Here is a 22,058-nt window from a genome sequence, read left to right on the forward strand (position 1 = left end):
TTGATGCTTCTGATGTTGATTTGGTTATGGCAACATGGTAAATCCTTGCCCAAGTGGGTTTTGTTTAATAACTCATTATGACGATCCTTACGACGGTACCCAGGGTCGAACCCACCCCGCTTGTTACAGAAATCGTCCCGTTTATACCAACGTACCTCAACCTAATGGAACTTACCGTGAGATCCTCACTGGCGAGAGTGTATGGGGATGGCAATCAGGGTATGTGGATAGAGTAGTTGCCGGCGAGAGCTTTGGATCGCTGGCAGATCTCGCGCTGCACTGGGAGGAAAGTGGTGGGTATTTCAACATCTATTTTACGATCGATCCTGCCACCAGAGCCGCGTGCTTCTCCCCTCCTTCCCCTTCTCCATCGCCTTCTCTCGGCGGGAACGCTTCTCCACCTCCACCACCAGGGAAAAATATGTGCGGATGCGATTGTAATACGATAGCCACAATTGTGGAAGATAAAATTTGCGGACTAGATAAAGGCATTAAAAATCACATTGACCAACGAACGCTCGAAGAATTAAAAGCTGTCAACAAAATGCTGCAAGGGATGAAGATCGACTTGAATTTACAGCCCATCATCGATCGCCTAAACGAAGTTGAGGCGAACTTGTGGAACGGGGCGGGACGATAGGAAGTGGCAACCCCCATAACTTTCCAACCTCAAACAATCACCATTGACGCCAGCGCGCCAACAACAACGGCTGTACCGCGACAGGGATTAAATCTCGGACCTACAACGGGAGGAAAACTCTCCGCCCCCATTCGCCCGCCAGCCGCCTATACCCCCCAGGTGCAGGTAGTTAAAAATGTTCCGGCAAACCTCAAAAGCGCGGCTCCAGTTGTTGCTCAAAAAGCTGCCGTTGGCATAGGAATCAAAGGACTTGGCGTGGGTCTGGGCGTCGCCGGGGCAGTTGCCCAGGATCTAATTTTCCCGGAACCGGCAGGGTTTGGCTCTGACATGGTCGGCGGGCGACCGATCCAGCAAGTGCGATCGCAAATTTCAGATCCGAGAGATAGCGGGGCGTTCCGACCCGCGACAGCCCAATCGCCACAGCGGCAACCACAAAGACAAGTACAATCGCCAGTCGGCCGCCCCGATCCATTTGCGCCGATTTTTGAATTTGAGCCGATCGCACAATCACAACAAACACCTGCACCCGCGCCATACAGACCTCAATCATCGCCAGCACCCAAGCCCAGGCCGGCCCTGGATATCCAGACTAATCCAGGGACGGGGACAATTACACTGGCTCCGATCGACCCCAGGGGCAAGCCTCTAGCAACCCCTTCCTTGCTCGATCAAGTGACCGAAGGCGGGGTAAACTTACTCACTCCGATCGTCGATTTCTTAAAAAAACTTGATTTAGACATCCAACAACTGAAACAAGGCTTTCAATTAGATTTTTCGCCTCTGCTTCAAGGGATTTCCGATTTAATAAATCCCCTTTTTGAAATGATTGCAGCAATTCCGCAGACTTTTGATACTGAAATCGTCCGACCAATAATGGAGGGAATTGTTGAACTTTTAATTCCGATCGCAAATCTAACTGCAACTGGCGTAGAAATCGCAGCAAAAAACCCACGAACTACCAGCGAAACAGTTGCCGAGATGGTTGCGCCGATAGCTGTAGGCATAGCGCTGATCGGAGTCGCTTTAGACGGGTTGGGAAAGGCTATTAGTGGCATTTCCCTGAAAACCGTAACCCAAGTTCCCCAGGGAATGGGCGTGGCGGCACAAATTCCAATAGGAATGAACGTGGCTGCACAAATCCCTGTGGGAATGGCTGCCACCGCACAAATTCCAATAGGAATGGCCTCGGCGGCACAAATTCCAATAGGAATGGCCTCGGCGGCACAAATTCCTGTGGGGATGGCGACGGCGGCACAAATTCCTGTGGGGATGACAGTAGCAGCGGAGTTGCCACAAACTATCACAGCAACAGCGGATTTAACAGAGGTAGATGTGCAGCTAGTTGCCCTGCAAAAAACGCTTCAAAAAACGCAGGAAGATTTAGACAAATGTTGTAGAGATATCTCAGACAAACTGAAACGCAAGAAGCGCGAAGATGACGATAGATTCCCAGAATTTAAAAACAACGGGTTTATTGAATGCGATGGCGCTACCATTCCCTACGATTACGCCGGCGAGGGGCTGAAAGGTCTGAACAAGCAATTAGACGTAATCCTGAGCATGAATAAAATGCTCATCAAAAAAGTATGCGACATTGATGTGCCTGCATTCACGTTCCCTGACATTTTTGGGAGCGGAACTTATGTGTGTGACGAGACTTTCGGTACTTACAATTATTCTGGCGTCGGCTTGTTAGGGATACAAAGTCAGATTGACAGAGTGCTGGATTTCAACAAAAAGATATTAAACCAGGTTTGCGACATCGAAATAGAATTCCCGCTAATCCAGGGCGGGGGAACTTATGTGTGTGACGAAACCTTCGGCACTTACAATTACTCTGGCGTCGGATTACTGGGGCTGCAAAGTCAAATCGACAGGGTATTAGATTTCAATAAAAAAATCTTGGATGAGGTCTGCGATATTGATGTACCTGCATTCACCTTCCCCGATATTTTCGGAGGTGGGACTTATGCCTGTGGCAGCGACGTATTCGATAACAGCTATTCCGGGGCCGGGTTCCTCGGATTGAGCAGCCAAATAGACAAGCTAACTGCAATCAGCACAAAAATCCTTGGCGAAGTGTGCGAATCTGACGCGAAGATTTCCGGGGATATTAACTTTCTGGATTGCGAAGGTGGCACTCAAATTTTGCTTTATAACGGTGATGGGATTGCCGGCTTGTCCAGCCAAATTTCAGCGTTTACCGAGCTGCAAAAATTGTCTTACGCCAAAGCTTGCGAGACTCCTACTTGCTACCCGGTGCAACCGGGCGACGAGTTTGCAGAGTTTGATGTACCGAGGCAATTGGTGCTCACCTGGGGCCAAGATTATCCCAAGCAAACCGGCAGTTTGTGGCACACTCAAATCCCGAATCCCCGCGAGGATTTGGAATGGTGCCGGGATTTCGACAACTTGATTTACACCAAGGGGAATGTCTATGGCCGGCTACTTTGGGGCGCTTCCAAAGTCAAATCTGGTGTGCGTGCCGAGACAGAGGAAGAGGCAGAAAGGATTCTAGATTTGATAGATGGTTTGTCTGTTTCCGAAGGTAAGCTGCGGATAACGAAAGGCGGCACGGTCAAACTAAATCCGGCAGTTCGACCGGTGCGCTGTGTTCGCGCTGCGATCGCACAACTCGGTGCGAATGGGGTTGCTGAGACGGTAAAATGCTTCGTTCCGCCGATCGGTGGTTGTTAATTGGATGAGAGAAAGTGTCCCAAAAATGGGACGTTTTTTGTTTACTGCTGAGGCGTGATCATTTTTGCTCTTCCTTGTTCCGGTTTGTTTTTGACTTTTTTTCGCGCAGCCGGCTTGGCTCTTGCTCGGATAAACTTTGCTGTTTCTTAGCTCTTAGACAAATAGATAAAGGAAACTTATCCTCTAAAACGCCCGGCGAAATTTTTTCAAACAATAAGTCACCCTTATCTATTTGCCCTTGGATTCGGGCTCGCCGCCGTCTGGCCGACACGAGACGATGATCCAATAGATAAACATTGCAATGAGGCTTCCACCAGTCGCCGTGCATGGAAAATAAGCCATCCTCCATGCACAATCCTGGCGGCATCTTTTTGAGATGTGGCAGCTTCCCTAGCAGTTGCTTTTTGATGATCGGTGGCAATTCCTGGCGATGTCCTCGCACCGGTGCTGCTACCAATCGGTAACTATTTGAAAGGTGGCGGCTAACAGTCGATTGACTAATCCCTCGAAAATTAGCGATCGCACTTTGACTCCCGCCGTAGAACCGAAAATCCGAATTGCAATAGATAAACCGATCGCCCTTTCCGAGTACCCGCGCCGGATAATCGCAGGTGTGCAGGTCGATCGGTTTAATTATTTGTGTCGGAGTCTTCCCAGGGTCTAAGCCCTGGGATTTTATTTGCTCGACCTCTTCCAGGCGTTGCCGGTGGAGAGATGCGCGTTGCAAATTCTGGGCTTCCACTTCTGTAGCGAGTATGTGGATGTTAGCTAAATCATCAATATTTATGGCGGCGATCGGGCCGAGCTTCTCAATGCCGGTGAGGGCGATCGCTTTTTCTAAACTTGCGTAGTAAACTGTAATCCAATTCTTCGCCTGCGAGTAGTCGCGAATCAAACCTGACTTTTTGGCGGCACATAGCAACTTTCTGACGTGACCTTCGCTGCGATTCAATATCTTGCTTGCCGCTGTCAGTGTGAATTTTCCGATTCCCGAACCTTTAGACCTGCCACTGTTGCTCCAGCGCGAAATATCGAACCGACGCGCGAGCAGCCAAACGCTCAGTTTGCGGCCAAAATGCGGGAACAATCGTACCGGGAAGCGCACCAAATCTAGCTCTTCAGCGCCGGCATACTCGCTATGCCAGTTTTCGCAGGTCTCGATCAGCCATTCCGGTGCCGGCAAGGGCGGATTTTGCAGCGGGCTGTTGATCCACTCATAGGGTTTGCCTGTGCCGGGGTGGATACTTGGCGGTAATACGCTCTGTGCATCGATCCAGCGAAATTCTAAGCATTCCTCTTTGCCGTCGTCGCCTGGTATTCCTGTGCCGATTCTGCGGCCGCGGAGGCGATGCCATTCCGATTCTGGTACTGAGAATAAGCACTGTTTTCTGCCAGATCGGCCACTTGTCCAGGCAGTTGTTGTAGCGAAAATTGCGGTACTATTTTCGCCGGCTAATTTGGTCAAGAGTTTGGCTGCGGATTCACCGTCAATATCAATGGCTAGCAGCCCATTCCCCAGTTTTACCCCAAAGCCGCTAGCTTTCTCGCTTTCTAGTTCTTCGAGAATTTGGAGGCGATCGTACTGCCTAGAATTCCATCCTTTCTGGTAAGGTTTTTTTCCCCGTACAGGCACGAGAGACCAATTCTCGGGAATTTCTAACAGGGCGGGGAGAGTTTGCATCGCTGTTAGTCTTCCTCTATTGCCAGCATATTCACTATTTGGGAGGTAGAGCTAGTTTGTCCTTCCCACCGCACAAATATGGTGGGTATGCCACCTGTCGAGAGGGCGACTCCTCTTACAATCCCTGGAACATATTCAATTCGGTTTTTCTCAATGACTTTCTGTCCAATTCTGAAAAATAGAAATTTATCTAAGATTTCAATGTGTTGCTGTATTCTTATCTCTGACAATTCTATGGCTTTTAATTCTTTTGGTTTATTGGTGCCTTCTTTTGCCTTTTTGCACTGCTCTATATCTTGGGATAGTTTGTCTTTTGTCTCTTGAACCTGAGTGAGGATTGCGTCTGGAAAAGTTTTATCAAAAGTTTCTACGCTGGCTTGGTTGCCATTCTCGTCTAATGTTGGTGGCTCCACAGCCCACATATCAAGGTATTCTTCCCCTAATCTCATTCCTTTGAGCCGAACCTTCTTTTGTTCAGGTAGAAATACTTCTATCTCCCTGTATTGATTGCTATAGAAGCAATTTTGCACTCCATTTAAAAGCCAAGAAAAGTTATCTTTTTCCCATTGGTTCCAGCCTTCAGGAAAGGCGGTGTCTACAGCCATGCCTAGTATCGCTTCGCTGGCGTTATGTTTCGACCAGTCGTCATAGTCAGTTTCTCTTTGGTTTTCTGAGAATGTCGCCGATTTTTCAGGCTCTAGGGGTGCGACCGCAGGGACTGCATTTTCTGCAATTAATTCCGGTTTTTCTTCGGTGGCTGCACCGCCTGCGATCTCTACTTTCAGTGGCATTAATTTTTCTAAATGCCTTACTTGCACTTCGGATTCTCTCCCATCGTCGAATCGTACTTTGACTATGGCAAAAGGTTCATATTTCCCTGAGTAAATCTCCGAGACAATTTCTCCGTATGTGATGAGGTAATCCAGTGTTTTACCCCAGTCGGGATTGTTCAAGTCGTACTTGATTCGGTCGCCAAGGGTGAATTTTCTCATGGCTTCAGCCATACTCTTTTTAAGTGTCTCGCTGAACCAATTAGCTCCCCTGGCTGGCGGCATTTCATTGGCTTCTGCGGTGTCTACAGTCGCGTCAAGTGCTGTGTCTACAATCTCCACATCCGAGGCTTCTGCGGTGTCTACAGTCGCGTCAAGTGCTGTGTCTACTCTACAGTCGCGTCAAGTGCTGTGTCTACAATCTCCACATCCGAGGCTTCTGCGGTGTCTACAGTCGCGTCTACAATGTTTACACCCAATGCTTTGACCGTATTGTCTGGTAAGAAGTCGGTGTGTGCTGCGGACTCCAAGAGCGAGGGTGAGGAAGCTGCACTCACCATTGTCTGAATTGTTAATTCTGCCTCTGCCAATTGTTCCCGCCGCCGCTGGTTTTCCTCTGTTAATAAAGATGTGTTACCGCCGGCAGGTGTGGACAGAAACTCGAAGTGCAGCACCCAGACTAACTTGTCCTGCCCCTCGAAATATGTGTCAATAAATTCTTGTGCTGTCGCAACCATGCCACCTTCTTCTTTCAAGTCAGTTGCCGTCATTTCTGACAGATACTGTTGGTATGGGCGCTGAGTAAGCTTAATAAATCCCAGTTCGTACCCCCCACGTTGGCGGCCCTTATTTAGTGCTGGGATGGCAATATTTTTGTCGAAATATCTAATGAAGTTTTTTGCATAATCATCTTGCCACGCGCGCCGAGTTTGCGTTTTCTTGCCGGAAGTCAACTCGTTTATTGTCAAGGCAAAGCTTATTCCCATGGCCTTGGGCTTGGACGCTTGGGGAAATAATTGATTCAGACTGGCTATCAAATCAGCAGCGAATTCCTTACCTTCATCCTCTGGGAGTTCGATCGCCTGCGCGAGTGCTAGTGTCTTCAATCTTGCTGGAGTTCCAAGAGCTTCGAGTAGGTCGCCTGCGAATTTATCTTCCCAGTTTTTGATAAATTCAATGGGGCTTTTCTCATGGAAGTGAGGTTTCAGGGCTAAACCCTGCGGCCACTTGTCGCTATATATCGTGTCTTCCTGTGGGAAATAATAATATGTGTTTTTCCCGGTATTCCAAACTAATTCCGAATCCCAGTTAGTATCTTTTTGCTCACCCGGAACCAGCTCCATCTCTGCATAGGCGATAGTAAATAGCTCATCTTCCCCGTCCACTGTGACAAGTGCTTGGCATTCATCTTTCCATTTGTGAATAATTCCTTTTTTGCCTTCTAGCCCCTTGGCAAAAATCAACACTCTATCGCCCTTGCTGGCAGTGATTTCGTTCAGTGGAGTGGTAGGCTTTTCCGCTTTCGTTAGTATTCTCAGGTCACTGGCGCCAAGTGGTTTTGGGTAGACTCCTCCGCTGTAAAGTGCGACGTGAATCTTGCCTAATTTGTCTACTTTTTTGACTAATCCTCTGTCGCTTTTTACGTCTTTTGTCTCGACTATCTCGACTGGTACGCCCTTCGTAAAACCTAAGCTTTGAATTGCGGCTTTGTAATCCTGACTGCGCTTACCGGATATCTCAAATACTGCTATTTCTAAATGTTTTTTAGTAGCCTTTTTACCTTCCGCTGCCGCTAAATTTTTTGCATATTCGATCGCTTTAAGTTTATTGCCGATATCTGGAATTTCTTTTAGGGGGCGAAGGCAAGCGCTGGGGATATTTAAGGTGATCGGTTCGTCGTATTGTTTGGCAATTTCAGCCTCTAATCGTGCTACTACTTTCGCGTCCTCAATCAATCTGTAAGCACTGGAACTTGACTTGCCAAATTCAGTTTTGCAGTAGCTTTCAAAGGTTCTGTACCCGAGGGCTTTGTAGGCTTTTCGATCTCTTGCTTCTATGAGCATTGAACCCAGGCTGTCAAAGTTACCCTTGATATCCTGCGTGATTGAATCTGCCTCTGCTCTCCCCATTTCGGTGATGCGTGCTGGTCGATCGACAGTTGTAATTGTCATGTTAAAGCCTCCATTTTATCGATAATTCATCTGTCTGGACGATTAAAGGATGCCTCTTTAATGCCCAGCGACTTGATATCCAGCCCCATGAACGTATTTTTCTTGTCCCTGATATAACCCATCTGACAAATAGGAAATCCCCACAAATTTCCTCTATAAATCCTATCTTTTTTGTTTTATTGACCAGCATTGATACTGATTCGCCGACGGCAAATACTGTTCCAGTCGTCATACTTCCTCTTGTGAATCGGATCGTCCTCTGTTGCTGTTAGTCGATCTTGATTTTGTACAAATAGTAGATATCTTCTTCTAGTTGTTCCATTGGTTATGGGTTGTTGGTTATTAGTAATTAGGAAAGGCGATCGCACCGACTAGAGCGCGATCGCACGCCATGCTGTTTGGCACTACGCTTCAAGTTCAAAGTCATCTTGCAGAATATCCCCGGCTAATTCGGCCAGTGCCGACGGGGAAAGGGCTTTCAATAATTCCATTGCTTCCGCGACAGGTGTCGCAAATTCGCCGTGACGCGGCTTGATTTCTATCAATTGCGCGGAGGTTTGGTCGATGCGGTGATAGGCGGCTAAGCCCACTGCCATTCTTTCGTTCCAGGCGAGCTTTTCTAGCGTGAGAAAAAGTAAGCCGAGAGTGGTTCTATCTCGCACAAGGATCTTGACCAATTCGTCGTCTATGTCGTAGGTGCTTTTGAAAGTGTCTAGTGGGTTGACTTGACTCATTTGATTTCCCATACGTCTCCGAAATTTGTTACTTTTCCTGCTGCCTGTAACTCGCGTAGGCGGCACATGGTTGTTCCTGTGGAGTAGAATCCGGGCATCTTGAGAGAGATTTTGTAGGCTGTTTTAGGGCCGTCTTTGAGGATTTCTAAGATGTCCTTTCTTCTGATTTCGTTGATTGCTATGTGGTTGGCGATGCTTCGTCCTGTGTTCATGGGTTTTCGATAGTGGGGATGTGTAAAACCAGGTGTACTTTGAGTCTCCAGGCGATCGCCCGAAACGTTTTGCTTGGAAGGTAAAAAAGGCCCCACGCCTTGAAAAGCCATGAGTCGAATACGGGTTTCATGGCGTTCATGTAGCTTTCTACCAAGTCCAAGTCGGAAAGATCTGCCAGGTCGGGGTGATCTTTTGTGTAGGCTTGCTTCCAGATGTCAAAAGCCTCCCAAGCCTCAGTACGGAAATCGCCTCTGTCAAGATTTAGATAGTCCCAAAACCACATTCCGTACCAATTCCAGTTAGTCGTGTTTGTTGCTGTTTGCATGGGTTAGCTCGTTGATAAAAAAGGCAATCGCACGTCCTGCCGCGCGATCGCCGGCGAATGATAGGAAGGAAGTTTATAGGCAGTCCAGGTATTAGGTCATAGGCATCACCTCTGCTTTTGTGGAATCCCTGCGACCGCTTCCCGGTGGTGGCGGTGTGTCGGGGGTGTTCGTCGCTAATCGCCCACTGAAAATCAGGGCTACTGATACCGCAATGGCACGTGACCCGATCGATAAAGTCCGCATTTTCACGGAATTCCTTTCTAAAAGGCAGAGTTTGTCTACGTGAAAAGACGTAGGTTAACTTGTTTGTGCTGTGGAGTTGCCGGAACCGACCGCTTCTTGTCGCTCATGCTCATCAGGTCTTACAGAGCTAGTTGCCAAAGACGGTTTGCTTGCTGGAAACTCTTATATTTGTAGTAAGCAGGCCGTAGACGCTAATCACCAGCCTGCTTACTTTTTGTGGTCGAACACCAGCCTCAAAAAACTTGTTCTCTCAAACTTGCTTTTAAAAGCTAGTTCTTATATACTATGGTAAGTCAACTAAAAAATCAAGCAAATCTTCTAACACCTGTGTGGATTCGCAAAAGAGCCAACAAAACTCAAAGGCAAATAGCCGTCGAGTTAGGTATTACTGAGTCTGTTATCAGTAAATGGGAGCGAGGTATTACCGTGCCTAGTCCCTCTCTGACTGATATTCCTAGGTATTGCCAGGCATATGATTGCACTCTTGAAGAGCTGATTGAGGCGTTCAGTAATATAAGTCGCAAACCCGCCTAACGGAACCTTGAAAATTAAATAGTTAAGCCTCCCCAGGTAGTTTCTGGGGAGGCTTGATCACAGTCTATTGTTTTGTCTAGCACCGTTGTCTAGTGCGACCGAAACGAGTTCAGGAATGTCTGCGTGTTCTGATTGTAAGGACTCACAACCCCCATCATGTACAGGCGATCTCTCACCATCACCTTTCGGAACGTCATCTTGAGCGGTTTAGACCTGTGTTGCAAGTTAACCTCTATTCCTGGGTTTCCGTTTAGACCAAAGTGTCTTTGTGAAACGATCGAAAACTGTTCCCCAAAGGTAGTTCCTGAATTCCATTGCTTGCTGACAACTTCCGTCATAAGAGCCTGTTTGCGATCGGGGCTAATGAATTCGGAGTTTTCAATTGTCTTGTACCCAAAAGTGTAAAATTCGTCTTTTTGCTCGATCGAGTACATCACGCCGTCAGCATCTGTCACTTGCTTAACTTTGTGTGGTGGCACTATTATCGAAAACCGCCCATTTTGGTCATAAAAATCGTTCCATCCCTGCTGCCCAGGCTCGGAAGTGGAACTGAAGGACTGCCGGGGTTGCTGGTATATCTGAACCAGTCGAGGCGCTGTCCCTGTGGTAGTTGGTACAAGATACTGCGTCCGACTTCCCGCCAAGTGATTCTCTAGATTCCGCGCCATCCGGCTGAGCTGTTCCGGCCGCCCGATGAAGTAGCCCAACGCTACCCATCCCGCCACCCCTAGCCATTTGCGCCATTCGATTCGTCTCTTGAAGTTCATATTAAAACCCAGGTATTAGTTTCTGGATTTTATAGCGATTTCAGCCACCAGCGGAACCGCGCAACCACGCAAATAACGCAGGTTCACGAAAAATGTCCCAAAGGTGGGACATTTTTCGTGAACCTTTCTCAATCAAGGTTTCGCTCTCTCGGTGGCGGCAATGATTTTTACTGCGGCCGTGGCGAAAATAATCAGGCATTTCCTCGATGCTGAAATAGCAAAAGCTCTGTTTTTCAAGCTCTTGCTCCAGTTTTTTAGCCTTGTCTGAAAAGAATGATTCATACAAAAATGTCCCAAAAATGGGACATTTTTGATAACCAAGCTTATTGACAATTAGATACTGAGGCTCGCTACACGCCTCTCCAGACTTGCGGGTGACACCGCAAGATTAACGCTCTAACCAAGCACACGGGCGATCGCTCTGGGTAGATCCGGCGATCGCCCTTCCTTTTCCAGCTACTGACAATCATACCCTATGCCTAAAATCAAGCTCAAAAAATACGAGCAGGCTCTTGCTCTCCTCCCAGGATGCAAGGGCTTGGATCGGGATCCATCAATCCTTTATGCCAATCTCAAGACTCTCGGTTATCGGTGGAGTGGTAGCGATCGTAAGTGGTTGCTGAAGTGATGCCATGGCAGACCTACCCAACCACCCCCGCTTCTTCGACGACGACAGCGAATACCTCGATCTGGGTTCCGGCGAGCTCGCCGCCAAGCGATACCTGCGGTTGATTTGTTCTGCTGATTATCGATCGAAGCCCTTCGTGGATGATGACCCCGATCGGGAAGGTCTGGCATCGCCTACCAATAACCTCCCATTGCCACCTAATGTAATCACGATCGGCAGGAGAGTTACTCCAGCACTCAGAGTCAAGATTTTAGGTGCGTTAGATTTGTACCCTACAAAGAGTCAAATCAGGATTTATCAGTTATTTGCCGAAATCAAAGCTTGTGGATTTAAGTACGACCACAAGCATAGTATTTGGGAGTTTCGATCTAAATGGAAGAATTCACTACCGAACAAAAACTAAAAATCCGTGACTATTTTGACGACCCCAATTACTCACAACCCCACGGTGAATTTGTCGCAACGCAATTGTTGGCGGCAATGATTGCCTCCGGCAAATACGAACTCGAAGAATACCCTAGGCTCGCCGAAGCCGCTATCAGGTTGACAGCTATCTTGGTGGTTCGATTCGACGACGAAGTGAAGCGTGAGGTGCGAGAAACGACAAACCCAAAACCTTCAGCCTCAGAGAAAGATACGAATTCTGATCCTGACTCTGAGGCTTGTGACCCAATTCCCTTTTAACGAACTGGCGACACCTGCCAGATAAATAAAAGTGGTGTGACAACCCAGAGAGACGGGTTTATTCTCCCTATCTGTCTCTTGCGATCGTGTTTGCTTCAAGTGCGATCGCTTATTTTTTAGGAGTTTGCATGATTACCGAAGATACCCGCATTGATTATGAGCGCGTCGGCGATATTACTTCGCCCCCAGTCTTTAAGGTCTTGAGTGATGTTTACGGCTCTGATTTTGGCGACGCCACTCAGGAGGAGCGATTAGTCTTAGTGGAAGCGATCGCTTATAGCCTGCGTGTAGGAGGCGCATTTCGCGATAACTTGCGGAATGTGGTAAACGGCGATCTAGATATGCCCTGTGGCATCTTTACCTCTGCTGGAGTCGGGAGAAATGAGGGGCTGAAGCTATTGGCTATCTTACAGGTAGCGATCGTTGAATGTTACTAGATTTTAGCCGCCAAAAGAGAAGGGTTGTGAGCCAAGACAGCTTTTGTCTCGCCGATGAGTTGAAGCTCTACTTTTGAGTGAACTAATTAAATTAAAATGCCCCTGCGCTGCATTAACAGCCAGGGGCGCGACCATCCCAATAGTTTCAAGCAGAGGATAGTATGAAAATCATATCAGAAATATCACTTTCGCCGCAAGAATTTCGTAAATTAACTGGCTGGTCGGTTTACAAAATTAGCAGAGAAACTGGCATTCCTTTACAAACCCTTTATTGTTATCTGAGAGAACCCGGAGCCCCTGGATATCGCGAACCCAAGCCTCAAATAACTCTTCTGTTTGGATTACTGCACAAAGTTTTATGCACCGCGTAAAATTATGCTCTGCATAGTATACCCGCCCCTCAAAGGCGGGTTATTTTTTGTCTATACGAATCGATTCAAATCGATTCAATCGATTCAAATCGATTTAAACTCAAAGGCAAAAAGGCGAAAAATGGAACCTGAAGACCAAGCCGTGATTGACGTAGACAGCGAATTAATCGATTCCTCTCTCCCTGAATCGATTGAACAATGGTACTCGGCGCAGTATATGATGTTCCTCCTCCGGTTGAGCAAAGCTGACTTGCAGAAGTCGATTTGCAAACTTCAGGATGTCTACGGATTGAATCTTGCTACTTTACGCCGTGGTGCTGCCCGGGCAACCGAATACTCGCAGCTTGCTCTTGATGCAACTAAACTGCTCAATGCCGGCAAGTTTACTCAATTGCGCCAGTTGGTAGAGCAAGCACCCGTAGTACCATCTCCCACAGCATCAACGGCGATTGTGTTCGTTGACCAACACAATGCCATTGCCCAAACTGCGGCAACTGTTGCTGATAGTAATTTGACTCAAATTGCTTCTTTTAAATCTGGTTTGTTGAACAACTACCGCGAGTTGGGGCGGGCGCTTGGCAAGCAGGCAGCAGCAGAAGTAAAGCTGGGATTTACTGAGGAAGTTAAAGCAGCCCTTTCGGATTTACAGGATTCTTAAGATGGCTTTTTACAAGGTTCGGGTACAGCGCGAAAGTAATACACCAAGGCATCTCAATGTTGTTGCCAGCAAATCTCAGGAGGCTCTGCAAGTAGCAGTATTGCAATTGAGAGATGAGGGGATTACTGACGCTAAGGGTGTGGAGGTTATAGGTCAAGTACAAAGTTTAAGAGGTTGAATATGTTCGGAAAAATATTGGATCTATTGCCCGCTGGTGTTGTCGAGCAGATAGGCAACGCGAGCTTCCGATCTTTAGCGGATAGAGGCGAAGTAGATAGTTGGTCTGTTTCTTACGAGCCCGAAGGTGAGATAGCGACAAAAGAGAGAAAGGAATACGAAAGAGAAAGAAGCACGGAAGTAAAACCAATCGAGGGACAGAAATGATTACAAGTGGTATCTCTCGGGTTGTCGGTTACAATCCTATGTCGCCGGTTATCCGACAAAACTTAGGCGATATCGGTCTCGCCAAGGTAGCGAATTGCACGGATGAAGAAGTTCACGAAAGTTCGGTTAATAAGAAGAAGTGGCAGCAGCAAGCCCGACGCTCAAAGATTTATGTTGCGAATCAAAAGGCGATTTTGGATTGCATCAAAAGGATCGAAGAGCTTGCGCTGGAGCTTCTTGAATACGGATTTGATACAGATGAAAAAATAACGGGGCTTGTTGCCAAGGGCATTGAAGGGGGAGCCAAATATAAGGCTGCGGTACTTTACCGCAAGGAGCAAGCAAGGCTTTCTGTACTCAAAACCGAGGCTCAATTTGCTGCCGACATGGGATTCGCGCAAGCGAAGACAGGCGGAGAAATCGGCTTGATAGCCGATCGCTACGGCATTGATATCAAGTTTCTCCAAGCTGGCTTTAAAACTCAGTCGGCCGCCTTAGAACCACAGCTTAAAGCCAGTGCGGATGCCAAAAATCAAGAGGCGATCGCCCGCCAGCAGCAAGAAGCTTACTGGAAAGGCGAAACCACTACTTCTGGAGGCCAAAAAACTTTGGGTGGCGGCTTGTTTGGCTCGATTTCTAAATCTTTGGCTGGATGGTTTAAAGTATGAAGTTTCCATTTTTTAGAGATCGCGATCGCGAAAAGCTTGAGGCTTATCGCAGAGTCTTGGAAGCTTACGCTGACCCAAATAACTGGTCAAATGTCAGTTGTTTTGGACACATTAAACGCCGACGGTGGTGCGGTGGCAACGACGGCATGGATTTAGCTAAAAAAGTATTGGAGCAAGATGATGGACGGAACTCTTGAAGGGTACGCAGCTTACGAGGACTGGGAGGCTCAGCAACCGAAACCACAAGTTGCCGAGCCGGGAGAAAAGCGGATCGCATTTTCTCGGAATGCTTACAGAGTAGCTCATTTTGGCTTGATAGCCAGTGGCACTGCATCCGCGGTACTTATTTTTAGAATGATTCCCTGGTTGTCGTTTGGCAGTTTTGCTATCCGAATAATTGCGACCGCGGTGGTTGGCAAGGAGGCTCTTTTTGGCGCGGACGACGATCGTCCTGGATATCAGGCGGCTGCCACCGCGATCGCTCTCGGCTCTGCGGCTGGTGAGTGGGATGCAATTTTGGCAATCTTTGGTGCTGTTGGTGACTTCCTCTCTTTGTACGGGGGGTCGATCGTGGTTGGGTTGTTGATGGTGTGTGTCCTTGTGGCGTGGCTGTGGGGAGGTCGCAATGTCTCGACTTAAGATTTCACTTGCTCTGCTTGCTGGTTGCGCTGGCTTTGTTCTTGCCGGCGCAAGCCTTCCGGTTGACACCCAACTAACGATTCGCACCAAACTTGGCAAGCGAACTTATCCTCACTGGTTAGTCCAGCCCGATAGCAAGATTGTCAAAACTGAGGGCGCTTCCGGCTTGATTCGGCTGCTTGGTGGGTTAGCTAGCTTCGCTAGCTTTGGGGCTGCTCTACACTTCGCTGGCAGTGACGAACGCGAACAGCGGCTATTTTGGGCTGGACAGGTTGCCAGCGACGATATCCAGCAAAAAGAAAATCAGACAACGGCCGAAATCGGTGCAGGGGTTCGCCTCAAAAAATTACAACTTGAGGCGCAGGCAGATATCGATCTTTTTACTTTGCAGCTTCAGCAAAAATTCAAGGAGGCGATCGGATTTACTCCAGTGCCATCCCAGCCAGCGTTACCTCACGGTAAGCCGGGAACACTGGATGACATTACAAATCCAGGTGACAAAATTGATGTCGGAGAACAAGTTAAAAGTGCGATCGAACCCGGTGATTCCCTGACTCAATCTTTGCTGAAAAGCCAAATCAGTAGCGCAGTTTTTGCAGGGTTTTTGAAGCTTATTGGAACCCCTGGATCGGGAAAGACTACTCTAACGAGCGCGTTGATTCGTTGTCGCATCAGTCGAGGACATCGATTGATAATTATAAACTCCCACAAGCGTAAATCAATGTACCGAGGAATTGAAAAATTCCTCATCAAAGGGACGAAGATTTACGGTATTGGTTTGGGTGACAAGGAACGGGCGAAAAGCTTGCTGGATGGCTTGAATAAAATTCTTGAGATTTTATCCAAGCGATACGATGAATATCAGAATGATGATGAGGGAACTTACCATCATTTTCCTATCACCTTACTCCTTGAGGAGATAGGTGAGTGGCAGCCTCTTTTGGCTTTAATCTTGCCGCCTACTGAGGTTGAAAATATCTTGCAAACTTTTTGGCTAAAGCTTTTTATAGCGGCCAGGAAGGGAAAGGTTTTTCCTCTTGTTACAGCTCAGACTGATACTCAGGCAATGTTCAAGGCGAAAAATTTGTCGGAATTGTTTAAACAGTCCGGTGCTATTACCTTGTTGCTGACCGCCGTACCAGATAAGGACTCTGAAGACGGGTGGAAGCCTTCGGGGCAAGGCAAACTTAAATCACCCAATTCTGTACCAATTGATGTTTCTATTCCTGATGCACGATCGCTGATTGACGATGTGGATCATTTTGGGGATTGCGAAATATTTCTCGAATCATTTGCTACAGATTATCCCACTGAGTCAGTGGTGGAGATTCCACCAGTCTCCACCACCTCTCCACCGCCTCTCCACCAACCTATTCACCACCTGGAATCCTTGCTGCACCGGAAATACAACGCAGTCAACCCGATTCCGGAAAATTGGGAGTTTCCTGATCCAACGCAGTCATTGACCCCCGAAGTGCGTGCGGTGGTGGTTGCCTGTAAGCGTAGCGGACTATCTCAGAATGCTGCTATTTTGGCGATATGGGGGGTTGCTAAATCTGGTAGCGATAAGCGCTACGAGTCTGCTAGAAATCACTATCAATCCGTAGTTATTTAGGGAGGCAAATAACAAATGGAAGAAGGGTCGTTGACAAAAGATATTCAATGCCCGCAATGTGGATCGGTGGATATTAAGTTCGACAAAGATTATGGATTTTACACCTGTAATGCTTGTGATCATGCTTGGGCTTATTCCAAGGATGACCCAGATTTTGATGAGCTTGATGAAGATATTGACTTAAATTAACAGCGTAATTGCAAGGTCGCTCCTTGTTTCTTTATGTTTGAGCGAAAGTTGAAATGGGGTATCCAAAGATATTTGAACCCGGTCACGACGAGGGGTTCAAGGAGTTCAGCCAAAACAATGATTATGAGATTGCTGAATGATGCGTCTGCAACAGATTTAATGTTGGTTCCTGGAATTCTGAAAGAATTTGAGGAGTTGCCTGCATGGCTTAAATTGCGATTCCAAAAAGGTTCCCTTTATCAAGACGAGGATCGAGTTTTTGGGTGGTGTAGGGATGATCAAATTCAGGCAGTTGAGTTGCCTGTGTACTTGGATATGTTTTCTTACGACAATGGAAATGAGAATCGCATTGTTAAATATATTAGGGTTGGTGTATCAGACGAAGAAGGTTTTGCCCCCGCTATTGATTTACCTTTTGATGGAGTTCGTGTTGAAGTCCCTGTTGCCCCTGGTTATGATTTTGACTATACTTTTTTCACCATGTGGGAGCACGGCTGGGCGTCACCTTGCGAAATTCAATGGAGCTGGTTTGAGAGACCTCGTTGCTCGGATCTAGATGGGTATGTGGTAGAACGATCGATCATTCCTCATGGCTTTTGGAAAGCTTGGGAATGGTATCCAGATTGCTGGCGGGATTACTACGACAAACGTCCTGAGCTTTTTGAGGATGCTGAGTGGTGGGGTACCCCGATGCCGATTCGTCACGAGCCACCGAATGACCCCTATGCAGCGGTACTGGGTGGAGCAAATAAGCACGACGTTGAAATATTTTTTCTTGACTCTTGACTTTTCGGTCAGGGTGAGATAGATTTTTTGTTGTGCAGGGACAGTTGAAAGCAGGCGAACACTTGATCTGGAAGTGTCGCCCTGTCACGGCGGAAGTTGCGGGTTCGAGCCCCGTCTGTCCCGTTCTCTCGAAAGTTTAGGGTTGTAATAAACTTTTTTCTGGATTAAGCAGGAGGCAAACATGACTGCGACGCTCATTCATCCCTCTCCAGAAAAAACCACACAACGGGTGGTACTATCTAGTATCAGTTGGCAGACTTACCAAAGCTTGTTAGCAGAAGCTGGAGACAACAGGTCTTCGCGGTTTTCATATTTTCAAGAAGTATTAGAAATTATCATGCCATCAGATTTGCATGAAACTGTTAATTGTTTGCTAAAACAGTTTGTGACTACTTTAAGCGATGAATTAAAGTTGAAACGTAAGGGATTTGGTTCGACAACTCTCAATCGTGAAGATTTAAAACAAGGTGCCGAACCAGATTCCTGTTTTTATATCCAAAATGTCGATCGCATTCGTGGCAGAAAAATTAACTTATCAATTGACCCGCCACCAGATTTAATCATTGAAGTCGATCTTACCAGTCCATCTACTAATCGCTTTAGTATTTACAAAAACCTGGGAGTTCCTGAAATTTGGAGATATCTCGGAGAGACTGTACAATTTTTTCAATTTCAGAACGGAGAATATGTAATCTGTGAATGTAGTGCCACTTTTCCGATTGTTTCTTCAGAAATAATCACTCAATTTTTGCAGATGGCCGAGACGGAGGATGATATGACTATAATTGACGCTTTGCGAGTATGGGTGAGGGAGCAGTTGCGATCGCCCGAAAATGAATAATACTTAACTTAATTTAACTAATTCCTTTCTCCCACGGACGATCGACTCAAAGGTGTGGGATAATAAAGGGTCGGAATATCTGATATGTCAAAACCAGGGCGATCGGCACTAGGATCGGAATAGCCACTAGCAGTCCCCATTTACCAAACTTAAGTTTTTGACCGTCCGATTTGAACAGGAAAGTCACAGCGACAATTCCCATGAGTACCCAAAGACCACCGAAGCCCATGAAGACTGTATATCCTGCGTCTTCCATTTTTCCCCCTGCTTTTAGTAGCAATCAATCTTTAATCTTAGTTGCAGTTTGTTTCTGTTGAAATCTGCAAATCGGTCGATCGCACTTACTCAATTTAACTCTATTCCAACTTTGCCCGACAGCGACCTTCAATTTCGCACTCGATCCGCGCAGTTCGATCGCTCATAATACTTGCTAAGTCCGGTCTTCCCGTCAAAGGCAGCCGCCAATCAGCCCAAATTCCGTACAGCCAATTCGCGATCGCCCCAACAATCGGCAACTTAGTCACAGCATAGACCCAACCAATCCCCAAAATCTCGTAGATCCGCCGAAATACCTCAACATTTTTAATTGCCGTACCGTCGGGTAACACCGCGTGAATCCGGCCCATCGCCGTTTCGTAGTCGATTCCGCCGTGGGCTTGGGGGTTGTAGTCATCCTCCGCAATATCCACAAACGACACCAAACCTCGGCCCGCGTCCCGCTTTTTCAAGAAATTGACCTCCCGCACGCACAGCGGACATTCACCGTCGTACAAAAGCTCAATCTGCCAAGATGGCTTAATTTCAACAGATTCGGGAAATTCAGTTTTAGCAGTAGACATAGGGAAATTTATTTTAATGGCGATCGCACACAAACATTTTACCTGAAGACGAGCGGAAAGCCGCTGACTTCAGGCTCAGGCATGGGGATGAACGCGGCCCAGACTTGAGTCGCAAGAGAAACGATTACCAGGCTGTTTCTCGCAGTCAAATTTATAAACTAGCACGCTTATTTTATCAAAAAATGATATCATAGATTCATGTTAAGTAGGTCGGCGCAAAAAAACCGAACTATGTTAAGATAAGTAAACAAAGAGAATATATCTACTGAGGTAACTCAATATATGGGCGCTAGATTAAGGGTATTCCTGACTCAACAGCAAGACAAAACTCTCTTAAAACTGAGAACTGCGGATGTTCCACAAAAAGTCAAAGATAGAGCAGAAGTAATTAGATTAAATGCACATGGCTGGTACGTTGAAAAAATAGCTGCTCATTTTAACTGGACTCCACAAACAGTGAGAGAGGTTTTACATAAATGGTCGAATATAGGCATGGAAGGGCTTTGGGAGTTGCCTGGTCGAGGGGCAAAGCCAACGTGGAAAGAGTCAGATATAGAGTTTTTAAAAGAATGCCTCAAAAAGGAATCACGTACATATAATAGTCTTCAATTAGTCCAGAAATTAGAAAAAGAACGTTCTGTTAAACTAAGTGCAGATCGATTAAGAAGGATACTAAAAAAAAAAGTTTATTTGGAAACGAGCCAGAAAAAGTCATAAAGGAAAACAAGACCCCATAGTACAAGAAACGAAGCAATCCGACTTAGATATGTTGCAATTAGAGGCGGCGGCGGGAGGAATTGACTTAAAGTATTTAGATGAATCAGGGTTTTGTATGTGGAGTGAACCCGGTTATACTTATTACCCAATAGGTGAACAAAAACGGTTAGAACAAACCTTACGGCGTGGTCGTAGACTAAGTATTGTCGGACTTCTTCAACCTGACATCAGTTTTGTCTACGGTTTGGTAATTGGGGGTGTCGATCGAAAAGCTTATATCAAAATGATGGAGCGAGAAGCCCAAGAAGCTGCTGAGATTGGACGCCCGAGAGTAATCGTACAAGACAACGGCCCAATACACCGATGCAAAGAAGTCCAAGAGTTATGGCCGCATTGGGAAAAGCAAGGTTTATATATCTTCTTTTTGCCCAAGTATTGTTCGGAAATGAACCCGATAGAATTGGAGTGGCAACACATTAAGAAAGATGAGTTGGCTGCGACATTTGTTTGATGATGAGTTAGAACTCGCCTACGCCGTAATTCATGGAGTAGAAGTTAGAGGACAAAAGGGAAATTACACTACGCAACGTCTTAAGTTTAACTGCAATTAGGTAACTTAATGTTTTGTTACATAGATTGGTTTTTTCCCGCCTACCTACTTAACAGTAACTCACGAGTACAAACTTCGACCTAATAAACACCAAGTCGAAATATTTGAGACTTGGTTAAACGTTTGTCGTCAGGTATATAACTATGCCTTGAGAGAACGGAAGGATTGGGTAAATTCTCGCAAGTCTCCTGTTAATGCTTGTTCGATAGTTGGTGAATATATCATCTCACCAGACACACCTAGACCTACCTATGCTAGTCAGTGTAAAAATCTAGCAAGAGCTAAGAAGATTTATTCCGAATTAAAGGTTCCGCATTCGCAAGTGTTGCAGCAAACATTAAAGGTGTTAGAATCGGCATTTGTGGCAATGTGGGATCGAGGACATGGTTTTCCACGCTTTAAAAAAAGGCTGCGCTCGTTTGTGTTTCCGGCTGTCAAAGATGCAGCAGTGGAGAATGGACGGGTTAATCTGCCAAAAATTGGTTGGGTCAGGTTGAAGATGTCTAGGCCTGTACCAGAGGGTTTTCTCCTGGCGCAAATTAGAGTAGTTAAAAAGGCTTCTGGTTATTTTGTAATGCTGACTTATCGGTTAGCGGTAAATATACCGGACATTCTCCCGTCGGGACATCCTCTAGGTGTGGATATCGGACTAGATAAATACTTGGCAACCTCTGATGGAGAATTGGTAAATCGACCGAGATTCTTTAATGCACTTCACCGCGAGTTGAAATTACTGCAACGAAGATTAAAGCATAAGAGAAAAGGGTCTAATAACTGGCTAAAGCTTCAAAGAAAAATTGCTCAAATTTATCAAAGAATTAGCGATACTCGAAAGGATTGGCATTATAAATTAGCTCATCGGCTGTGCGACCAAGCGTCCATGATATTTGTTGAAAATATCAATTTTAAGGCTTGGGCTAAGGGGTTGTTTGGTAAACATACTTTAGATGCAGCTTATGGTCAATTTTTTTCCATCCTGTCTCATGTGTGCTGGAAGCGTGGGGTGTATTTTGCCCAAGTAGACAAGAACTATACCAGTCAAACCTGCCCTAATTGTGGAACCTTGACTGGTAAGAAAAGCCTAGATGTCAGGGTTCATTCTTGCCCTGAATGTGGGTATAGCGGATCAAGCGAAAGATTCGCGGACGTTGTTGGGAAGAGAGCCCTCTTGGTTTCAGTGGTTATATAACCTGTCAGTCATACCTCACCTTTTTGA

General features: G+C 46.5%; 27 protein-coding genes and 1 tRNA gene. 18 read left to right on the forward strand and 10 right to left on the reverse strand.

Annotated features, from left to right (window positions below; translation table 11 throughout):
• Positions 1-223: 223 nt before the first annotated feature.
• The gene (locus tag JGK22_RS20405; protein ID WP_293313509.1) at positions 224-640 is read left to right on the forward strand and encodes a hypothetical protein; all 417 of its coding nucleotides are present in this window, start codon (positions 224-226) and stop codon (positions 638-640) included.
• A 3-nt stretch (positions 641-643) separates the two neighbouring features.
• The gene (locus JGK22_RS20410; RefSeq protein WP_293313511.1) at positions 644-3,337 is read left to right on the forward strand and encodes a hypothetical protein; all 2,694 of its coding nucleotides are present in this window, start codon (positions 644-646) and stop codon (positions 3,335-3,337) included.
• 58 nt (positions 3,338-3,395) lie between these two features.
• Here JGK22_RS20410 and JGK22_RS20415 read toward each other — a convergent pair whose 3' ends face one another.
• The 6 genes from JGK22_RS20415 to JGK22_RS20440 form a co-directional block, all read right to left on the reverse strand.
• Positions 3,396-5,018 (reverse strand): bifunctional DNA primase/polymerase, encoded by a 1,623-nt coding sequence (locus JGK22_RS20415; RefSeq protein WP_293313513.1) that lies wholly within the window; start codon positions 5,016-5,018, stop codon positions 3,396-3,398.
• Between the two features lie 5 nt (positions 5,019-5,023).
• Positions 5,024-6,130, reverse strand: a complete 1,107-nt coding sequence (locus JGK22_RS20420; protein WP_293313515.1) for a hypothetical protein — start codon at positions 6,128-6,130, stop codon at positions 5,024-5,026.
• 44 nt (positions 6,131-6,174) lie between these two features.
• Positions 6,175-7,959: a hypothetical protein gene (locus tag JGK22_RS20425; RefSeq protein WP_293313517.1), complete on the reverse strand. Its 1,785-nt coding sequence runs from the start codon at positions 7,957-7,959 to the stop codon at positions 6,175-6,177.
• Between the two features lie 404 nt (positions 7,960-8,363).
• Positions 8,364-8,693 carry a hypothetical protein gene (locus JGK22_RS20430; protein ID WP_293218706.1) on the reverse strand — a complete coding sequence of 110 codons (330 nt, stop codon included), beginning with the start codon at positions 8,691-8,693 and terminating at the stop codon, positions 8,364-8,366.
• Positions 8,690-8,905, reverse strand: a complete 216-nt coding sequence (locus JGK22_RS20435; protein WP_293179450.1) for a hypothetical protein — start codon at positions 8,903-8,905, stop codon at positions 8,690-8,692. Before JGK22_RS20435 ends, JGK22_RS20430 begins: the two co-directional genes overlap by 4 nt.
• Positions 8,902-9,231, reverse strand: a complete 330-nt coding sequence (locus tag JGK22_RS20440; RefSeq protein WP_293313519.1) for a hypothetical protein — start codon at positions 9,229-9,231, stop codon at positions 8,902-8,904. The genes JGK22_RS20435 and JGK22_RS20440 overlap by 4 nt, the downstream gene beginning before the upstream one ends.
• A gap of 529 nt (positions 9,232-9,760) precedes the next feature.
• On the opposite strand from JGK22_RS20440, the gene JGK22_RS33315 reads away from it, so the two are divergent.
• The gene (locus JGK22_RS33315) at positions 9,761-10,009 is read left to right on the forward strand and encodes a helix-turn-helix transcriptional regulator (RefSeq protein WP_366026233.1); all 249 of its coding nucleotides are present in this window, start codon (positions 9,761-9,763) and stop codon (positions 10,007-10,009) included.
• Between the two features lie 89 nt (positions 10,010-10,098).
• Here JGK22_RS33315 and JGK22_RS20445 read toward each other — a convergent pair whose 3' ends face one another.
• Both JGK22_RS20445 and JGK22_RS20450 read right to left on the reverse strand, forming a co-directional pair.
• Positions 10,099-10,776, reverse strand: a complete 678-nt coding sequence (locus JGK22_RS20445) for a hypothetical protein (RefSeq protein ID WP_293179459.1) — start codon at positions 10,774-10,776, stop codon at positions 10,099-10,101.
• 40 nt (positions 10,777-10,816) lie between these two features.
• Positions 10,817-11,062 (reverse strand): hypothetical protein, encoded by a 246-nt coding sequence (locus tag JGK22_RS20450; protein WP_293313521.1) that lies wholly within the window; start codon positions 11,060-11,062, stop codon positions 10,817-10,819.
• A 346-nt stretch (positions 11,063-11,408) separates the two neighbouring features.
• Here JGK22_RS20450 and JGK22_RS20455 point away from each other — a divergent pair, with 346 nt between their 5' ends.
• From JGK22_RS20455 to JGK22_RS20515, 13 genes are all read left to right on the forward strand, one after another.
• A complete protein-coding gene (locus JGK22_RS20455; RefSeq protein WP_293313523.1) occupies positions 11,409-11,807 on the forward strand; it encodes a hypothetical protein in 399 nt (132 codons plus the stop codon).
• Positions 11,777-12,088, forward strand: a complete 312-nt coding sequence (locus JGK22_RS20460) for a hypothetical protein (RefSeq protein WP_293223633.1) — start codon at positions 11,777-11,779, stop codon at positions 12,086-12,088. The genes JGK22_RS20455 and JGK22_RS20460 overlap by 31 nt, the downstream gene beginning before the upstream one ends.
• A gap of 86 nt (positions 12,089-12,174) precedes the next feature.
• Complete coding sequence (locus tag JGK22_RS20465) at positions 12,175-12,525, forward strand: hypothetical protein (RefSeq protein WP_293269420.1); 351 nt, start codon at positions 12,175-12,177, stop codon at positions 12,523-12,525.
• A 492-nt stretch (positions 12,526-13,017) separates the two neighbouring features.
• Complete coding sequence (locus JGK22_RS20470; RefSeq protein ID WP_293269418.1) at positions 13,018-13,554, forward strand: hypothetical protein; 537 nt, start codon at positions 13,018-13,020, stop codon at positions 13,552-13,554.
• Between the two features lies 1 nt (position 13,555).
• Entirely contained in the window at positions 13,556-13,732 is a 177-nt protein-coding gene (locus JGK22_RS20475) for a hypothetical protein (RefSeq protein WP_293269411.1), read from the forward strand.
• A gap of 202 nt (positions 13,733-13,934) precedes the next feature.
• Positions 13,935-14,606, forward strand: coding sequence for a hypothetical protein (locus JGK22_RS20480; protein WP_293269409.1), 672 nt, complete (start codon positions 13,935-13,937; stop codon positions 14,604-14,606).
• Positions 14,603-14,803, forward strand: a complete 201-nt coding sequence (locus JGK22_RS20485; RefSeq protein WP_293179486.1) for a hypothetical protein — start codon at positions 14,603-14,605, stop codon at positions 14,801-14,803. The genes JGK22_RS20480 and JGK22_RS20485 overlap by 4 nt, the downstream gene beginning before the upstream one ends.
• Entirely contained in the window at positions 14,784-15,245 is a 462-nt protein-coding gene (locus JGK22_RS20490; protein WP_293231759.1) for a hypothetical protein, read from the forward strand. The genes JGK22_RS20485 and JGK22_RS20490 overlap by 20 nt, the downstream gene beginning before the upstream one ends.
• Positions 15,232-16,860: a hypothetical protein gene (locus JGK22_RS20495; RefSeq protein WP_293213905.1), complete on the forward strand. Its 1,629-nt coding sequence runs from the start codon at positions 15,232-15,234 to the stop codon at positions 16,858-16,860. The genes JGK22_RS20490 and JGK22_RS20495 overlap by 14 nt, the downstream gene beginning before the upstream one ends.
• 15 nt (positions 16,861-16,875) lie before the next feature.
• Positions 16,876-17,049 (forward strand): hypothetical protein, encoded by a 174-nt coding sequence (locus tag JGK22_RS20500; RefSeq protein ID WP_293213903.1) that lies wholly within the window; start codon positions 16,876-16,878, stop codon positions 17,047-17,049.
• A gap of 123 nt (positions 17,050-17,172) precedes the next feature.
• On the forward strand, positions 17,173-17,835 hold the full coding sequence (locus JGK22_RS20505; RefSeq protein ID WP_293213901.1) for a hypothetical protein: 663 nt from the start codon (positions 17,173-17,175) through the stop codon (positions 17,833-17,835).
• A gap of 37 nt (positions 17,836-17,872) precedes the next feature.
• Positions 17,873-17,958, forward strand: a tRNA-OTHER gene (locus tag JGK22_RS20510).
• Positions 17,959-18,016: 58 nt separating this feature from the next.
• Complete coding sequence (locus JGK22_RS20515; protein ID WP_293179502.1) at positions 18,017-18,676, forward strand: Uma2 family endonuclease; 660 nt, start codon at positions 18,017-18,019, stop codon at positions 18,674-18,676.
• A 46-nt stretch (positions 18,677-18,722) separates the two neighbouring features.
• Here JGK22_RS20515 and JGK22_RS20520 read toward each other — a convergent pair whose 3' ends face one another.
• Entirely contained in the window at positions 18,723-18,932 is a 210-nt protein-coding gene (locus tag JGK22_RS20520; RefSeq protein WP_293191312.1) for a hypothetical protein, read from the reverse strand.
• Between the two features lie 100 nt (positions 18,933-19,032).
• Positions 19,033-19,515 carry a DUF393 domain-containing protein gene (locus JGK22_RS20525; RefSeq protein ID WP_293179508.1) on the reverse strand — a complete coding sequence of 161 codons (483 nt, stop codon included), beginning with the start codon at positions 19,513-19,515 and terminating at the stop codon, positions 19,033-19,035.
• A gap of 282 nt (positions 19,516-19,797) precedes the next feature.
• Here JGK22_RS20525 and JGK22_RS20530 point away from each other — a divergent pair.
• Positions 19,798-20,743 (forward strand): IS630 family transposase gene (locus tag JGK22_RS20530; protein WP_293197309.1). Its coding sequence is split into 2 segments (ribosomal slippage): positions 19,798-20,202 and positions 20,204-20,743, totalling 945 coding nucleotides; the frame shifts between segments, so codons are not numbered across the junction.
• 124 nt (positions 20,744-20,867) lie between these two features.
• Positions 20,868-22,031, forward strand: coding sequence for a transposase (locus tag JGK22_RS20535; protein WP_293313525.1), 1,164 nt, complete (start codon positions 20,868-20,870; stop codon positions 22,029-22,031).
• The last annotated feature ends 27 nt before the right edge of the window (positions 22,032-22,058 follow it).

It is taken from the genome of Microcoleus sp. PH2017_08_TRC_O_A, assembly GCF_020738665.1.
Taxonomy (GTDB): domain Bacteria; phylum Cyanobacteriota; class Cyanobacteriia; order Cyanobacteriales; family Microcoleaceae; genus Microcoleus.

Excerpts from the sequence above, each read along its gene's own strand:
- JGK22_RS20425 (WP_293313517.1), bottom strand. The coding sequence starts at position 7,959 with ATGACAATTACAACTGTCGATCGACCAGCACGCATCACCGAAATGGGG.
- JGK22_RS20470 (WP_293269418.1), top strand. The coding sequence starts at position 13,018 with ATGGAACCTGAAGACCAAGCCGTGATTGACGTAGACAGCGAATTAATC.
- JGK22_RS20505 (WP_293213901.1), top strand. The coding sequence starts at position 17,173 with ATGAGATTGCTGAATGATGCGTCTGCAACAGATTTAATGTTGGTTCCT.
- JGK22_RS20500 (WP_293213903.1), top strand. The coding sequence starts at position 16,876 with ATGGAAGAAGGGTCGTTGACAAAAGATATTCAATGCCCGCAATGTGGA.
- JGK22_RS20455 (WP_293313523.1), top strand. The coding sequence starts at position 11,409 with ATGGCAGACCTACCCAACCACCCCCGCTTCTTCGACGACGACAGCGAA.
- JGK22_RS20480 (WP_293269409.1), top strand. The coding sequence starts at position 13,935 with ATGATTACAAGTGGTATCTCTCGGGTTGTCGGTTACAATCCTATGTCG.
- JGK22_RS20485 (WP_293179486.1), top strand. The coding sequence starts at position 14,603 with ATGAAGTTTCCATTTTTTAGAGATCGCGATCGCGAAAAGCTTGAGGCT.
- JGK22_RS20520 (WP_293191312.1), bottom strand. The coding sequence starts at position 18,932 with ATGGAAGACGCAGGATATACAGTCTTCATGGGCTTCGGTGGTCTTTGG.
- JGK22_RS20415 (WP_293313513.1), bottom strand. The coding sequence starts at position 5,018 with ATGCAAACTCTCCCCGCCCTGTTAGAAATTCCCGAGAATTGGTCTCTC.
- JGK22_RS20430 (WP_293218706.1), bottom strand. The coding sequence starts at position 8,693 with ATGAGTCAAGTCAACCCACTAGACACTTTCAAAAGCACCTACGACATA.
- JGK22_RS20445 (WP_293179459.1), bottom strand. The coding sequence starts at position 10,776 with ATGAACTTCAAGAGACGAATCGAATGGCGCAAATGGCTAGGGGTGGCG.
- JGK22_RS20525 (WP_293179508.1), bottom strand. The coding sequence starts at position 19,515 with ATGTCTACTGCTAAAACTGAATTTCCCGAATCTGTTGAAATTAAGCCA.
- JGK22_RS20440 (WP_293313519.1), bottom strand. The coding sequence starts at position 9,231 with ATGCAAACAGCAACAAACACGACTAACTGGAATTGGTACGGAATGTGG.
- JGK22_RS20435 (WP_293179450.1), bottom strand. The coding sequence starts at position 8,905 with ATGAACACAGGACGAAGCATCGCCAACCACATAGCAATCAACGAAATC.
- JGK22_RS33315 (WP_366026233.1), top strand. The coding sequence starts at position 9,761 with ATGGTAAGTCAACTAAAAAATCAAGCAAATCTTCTAACACCTGTGTGG.
- JGK22_RS20495 (WP_293213905.1), top strand. The coding sequence starts at position 15,232 with ATGTCTCGACTTAAGATTTCACTTGCTCTGCTTGCTGGTTGCGCTGGC.
- JGK22_RS20460 (WP_293223633.1), top strand. The coding sequence starts at position 11,777 with ATGGAAGAATTCACTACCGAACAAAAACTAAAAATCCGTGACTATTTT.
- JGK22_RS20475 (WP_293269411.1), top strand. The coding sequence starts at position 13,556 with ATGGCTTTTTACAAGGTTCGGGTACAGCGCGAAAGTAATACACCAAGG.
- JGK22_RS20515 (WP_293179502.1), top strand. The coding sequence starts at position 18,017 with ATGACTGCGACGCTCATTCATCCCTCTCCAGAAAAAACCACACAACGG.
- JGK22_RS20490 (WP_293231759.1), top strand. The coding sequence starts at position 14,784 with ATGATGGACGGAACTCTTGAAGGGTACGCAGCTTACGAGGACTGGGAG.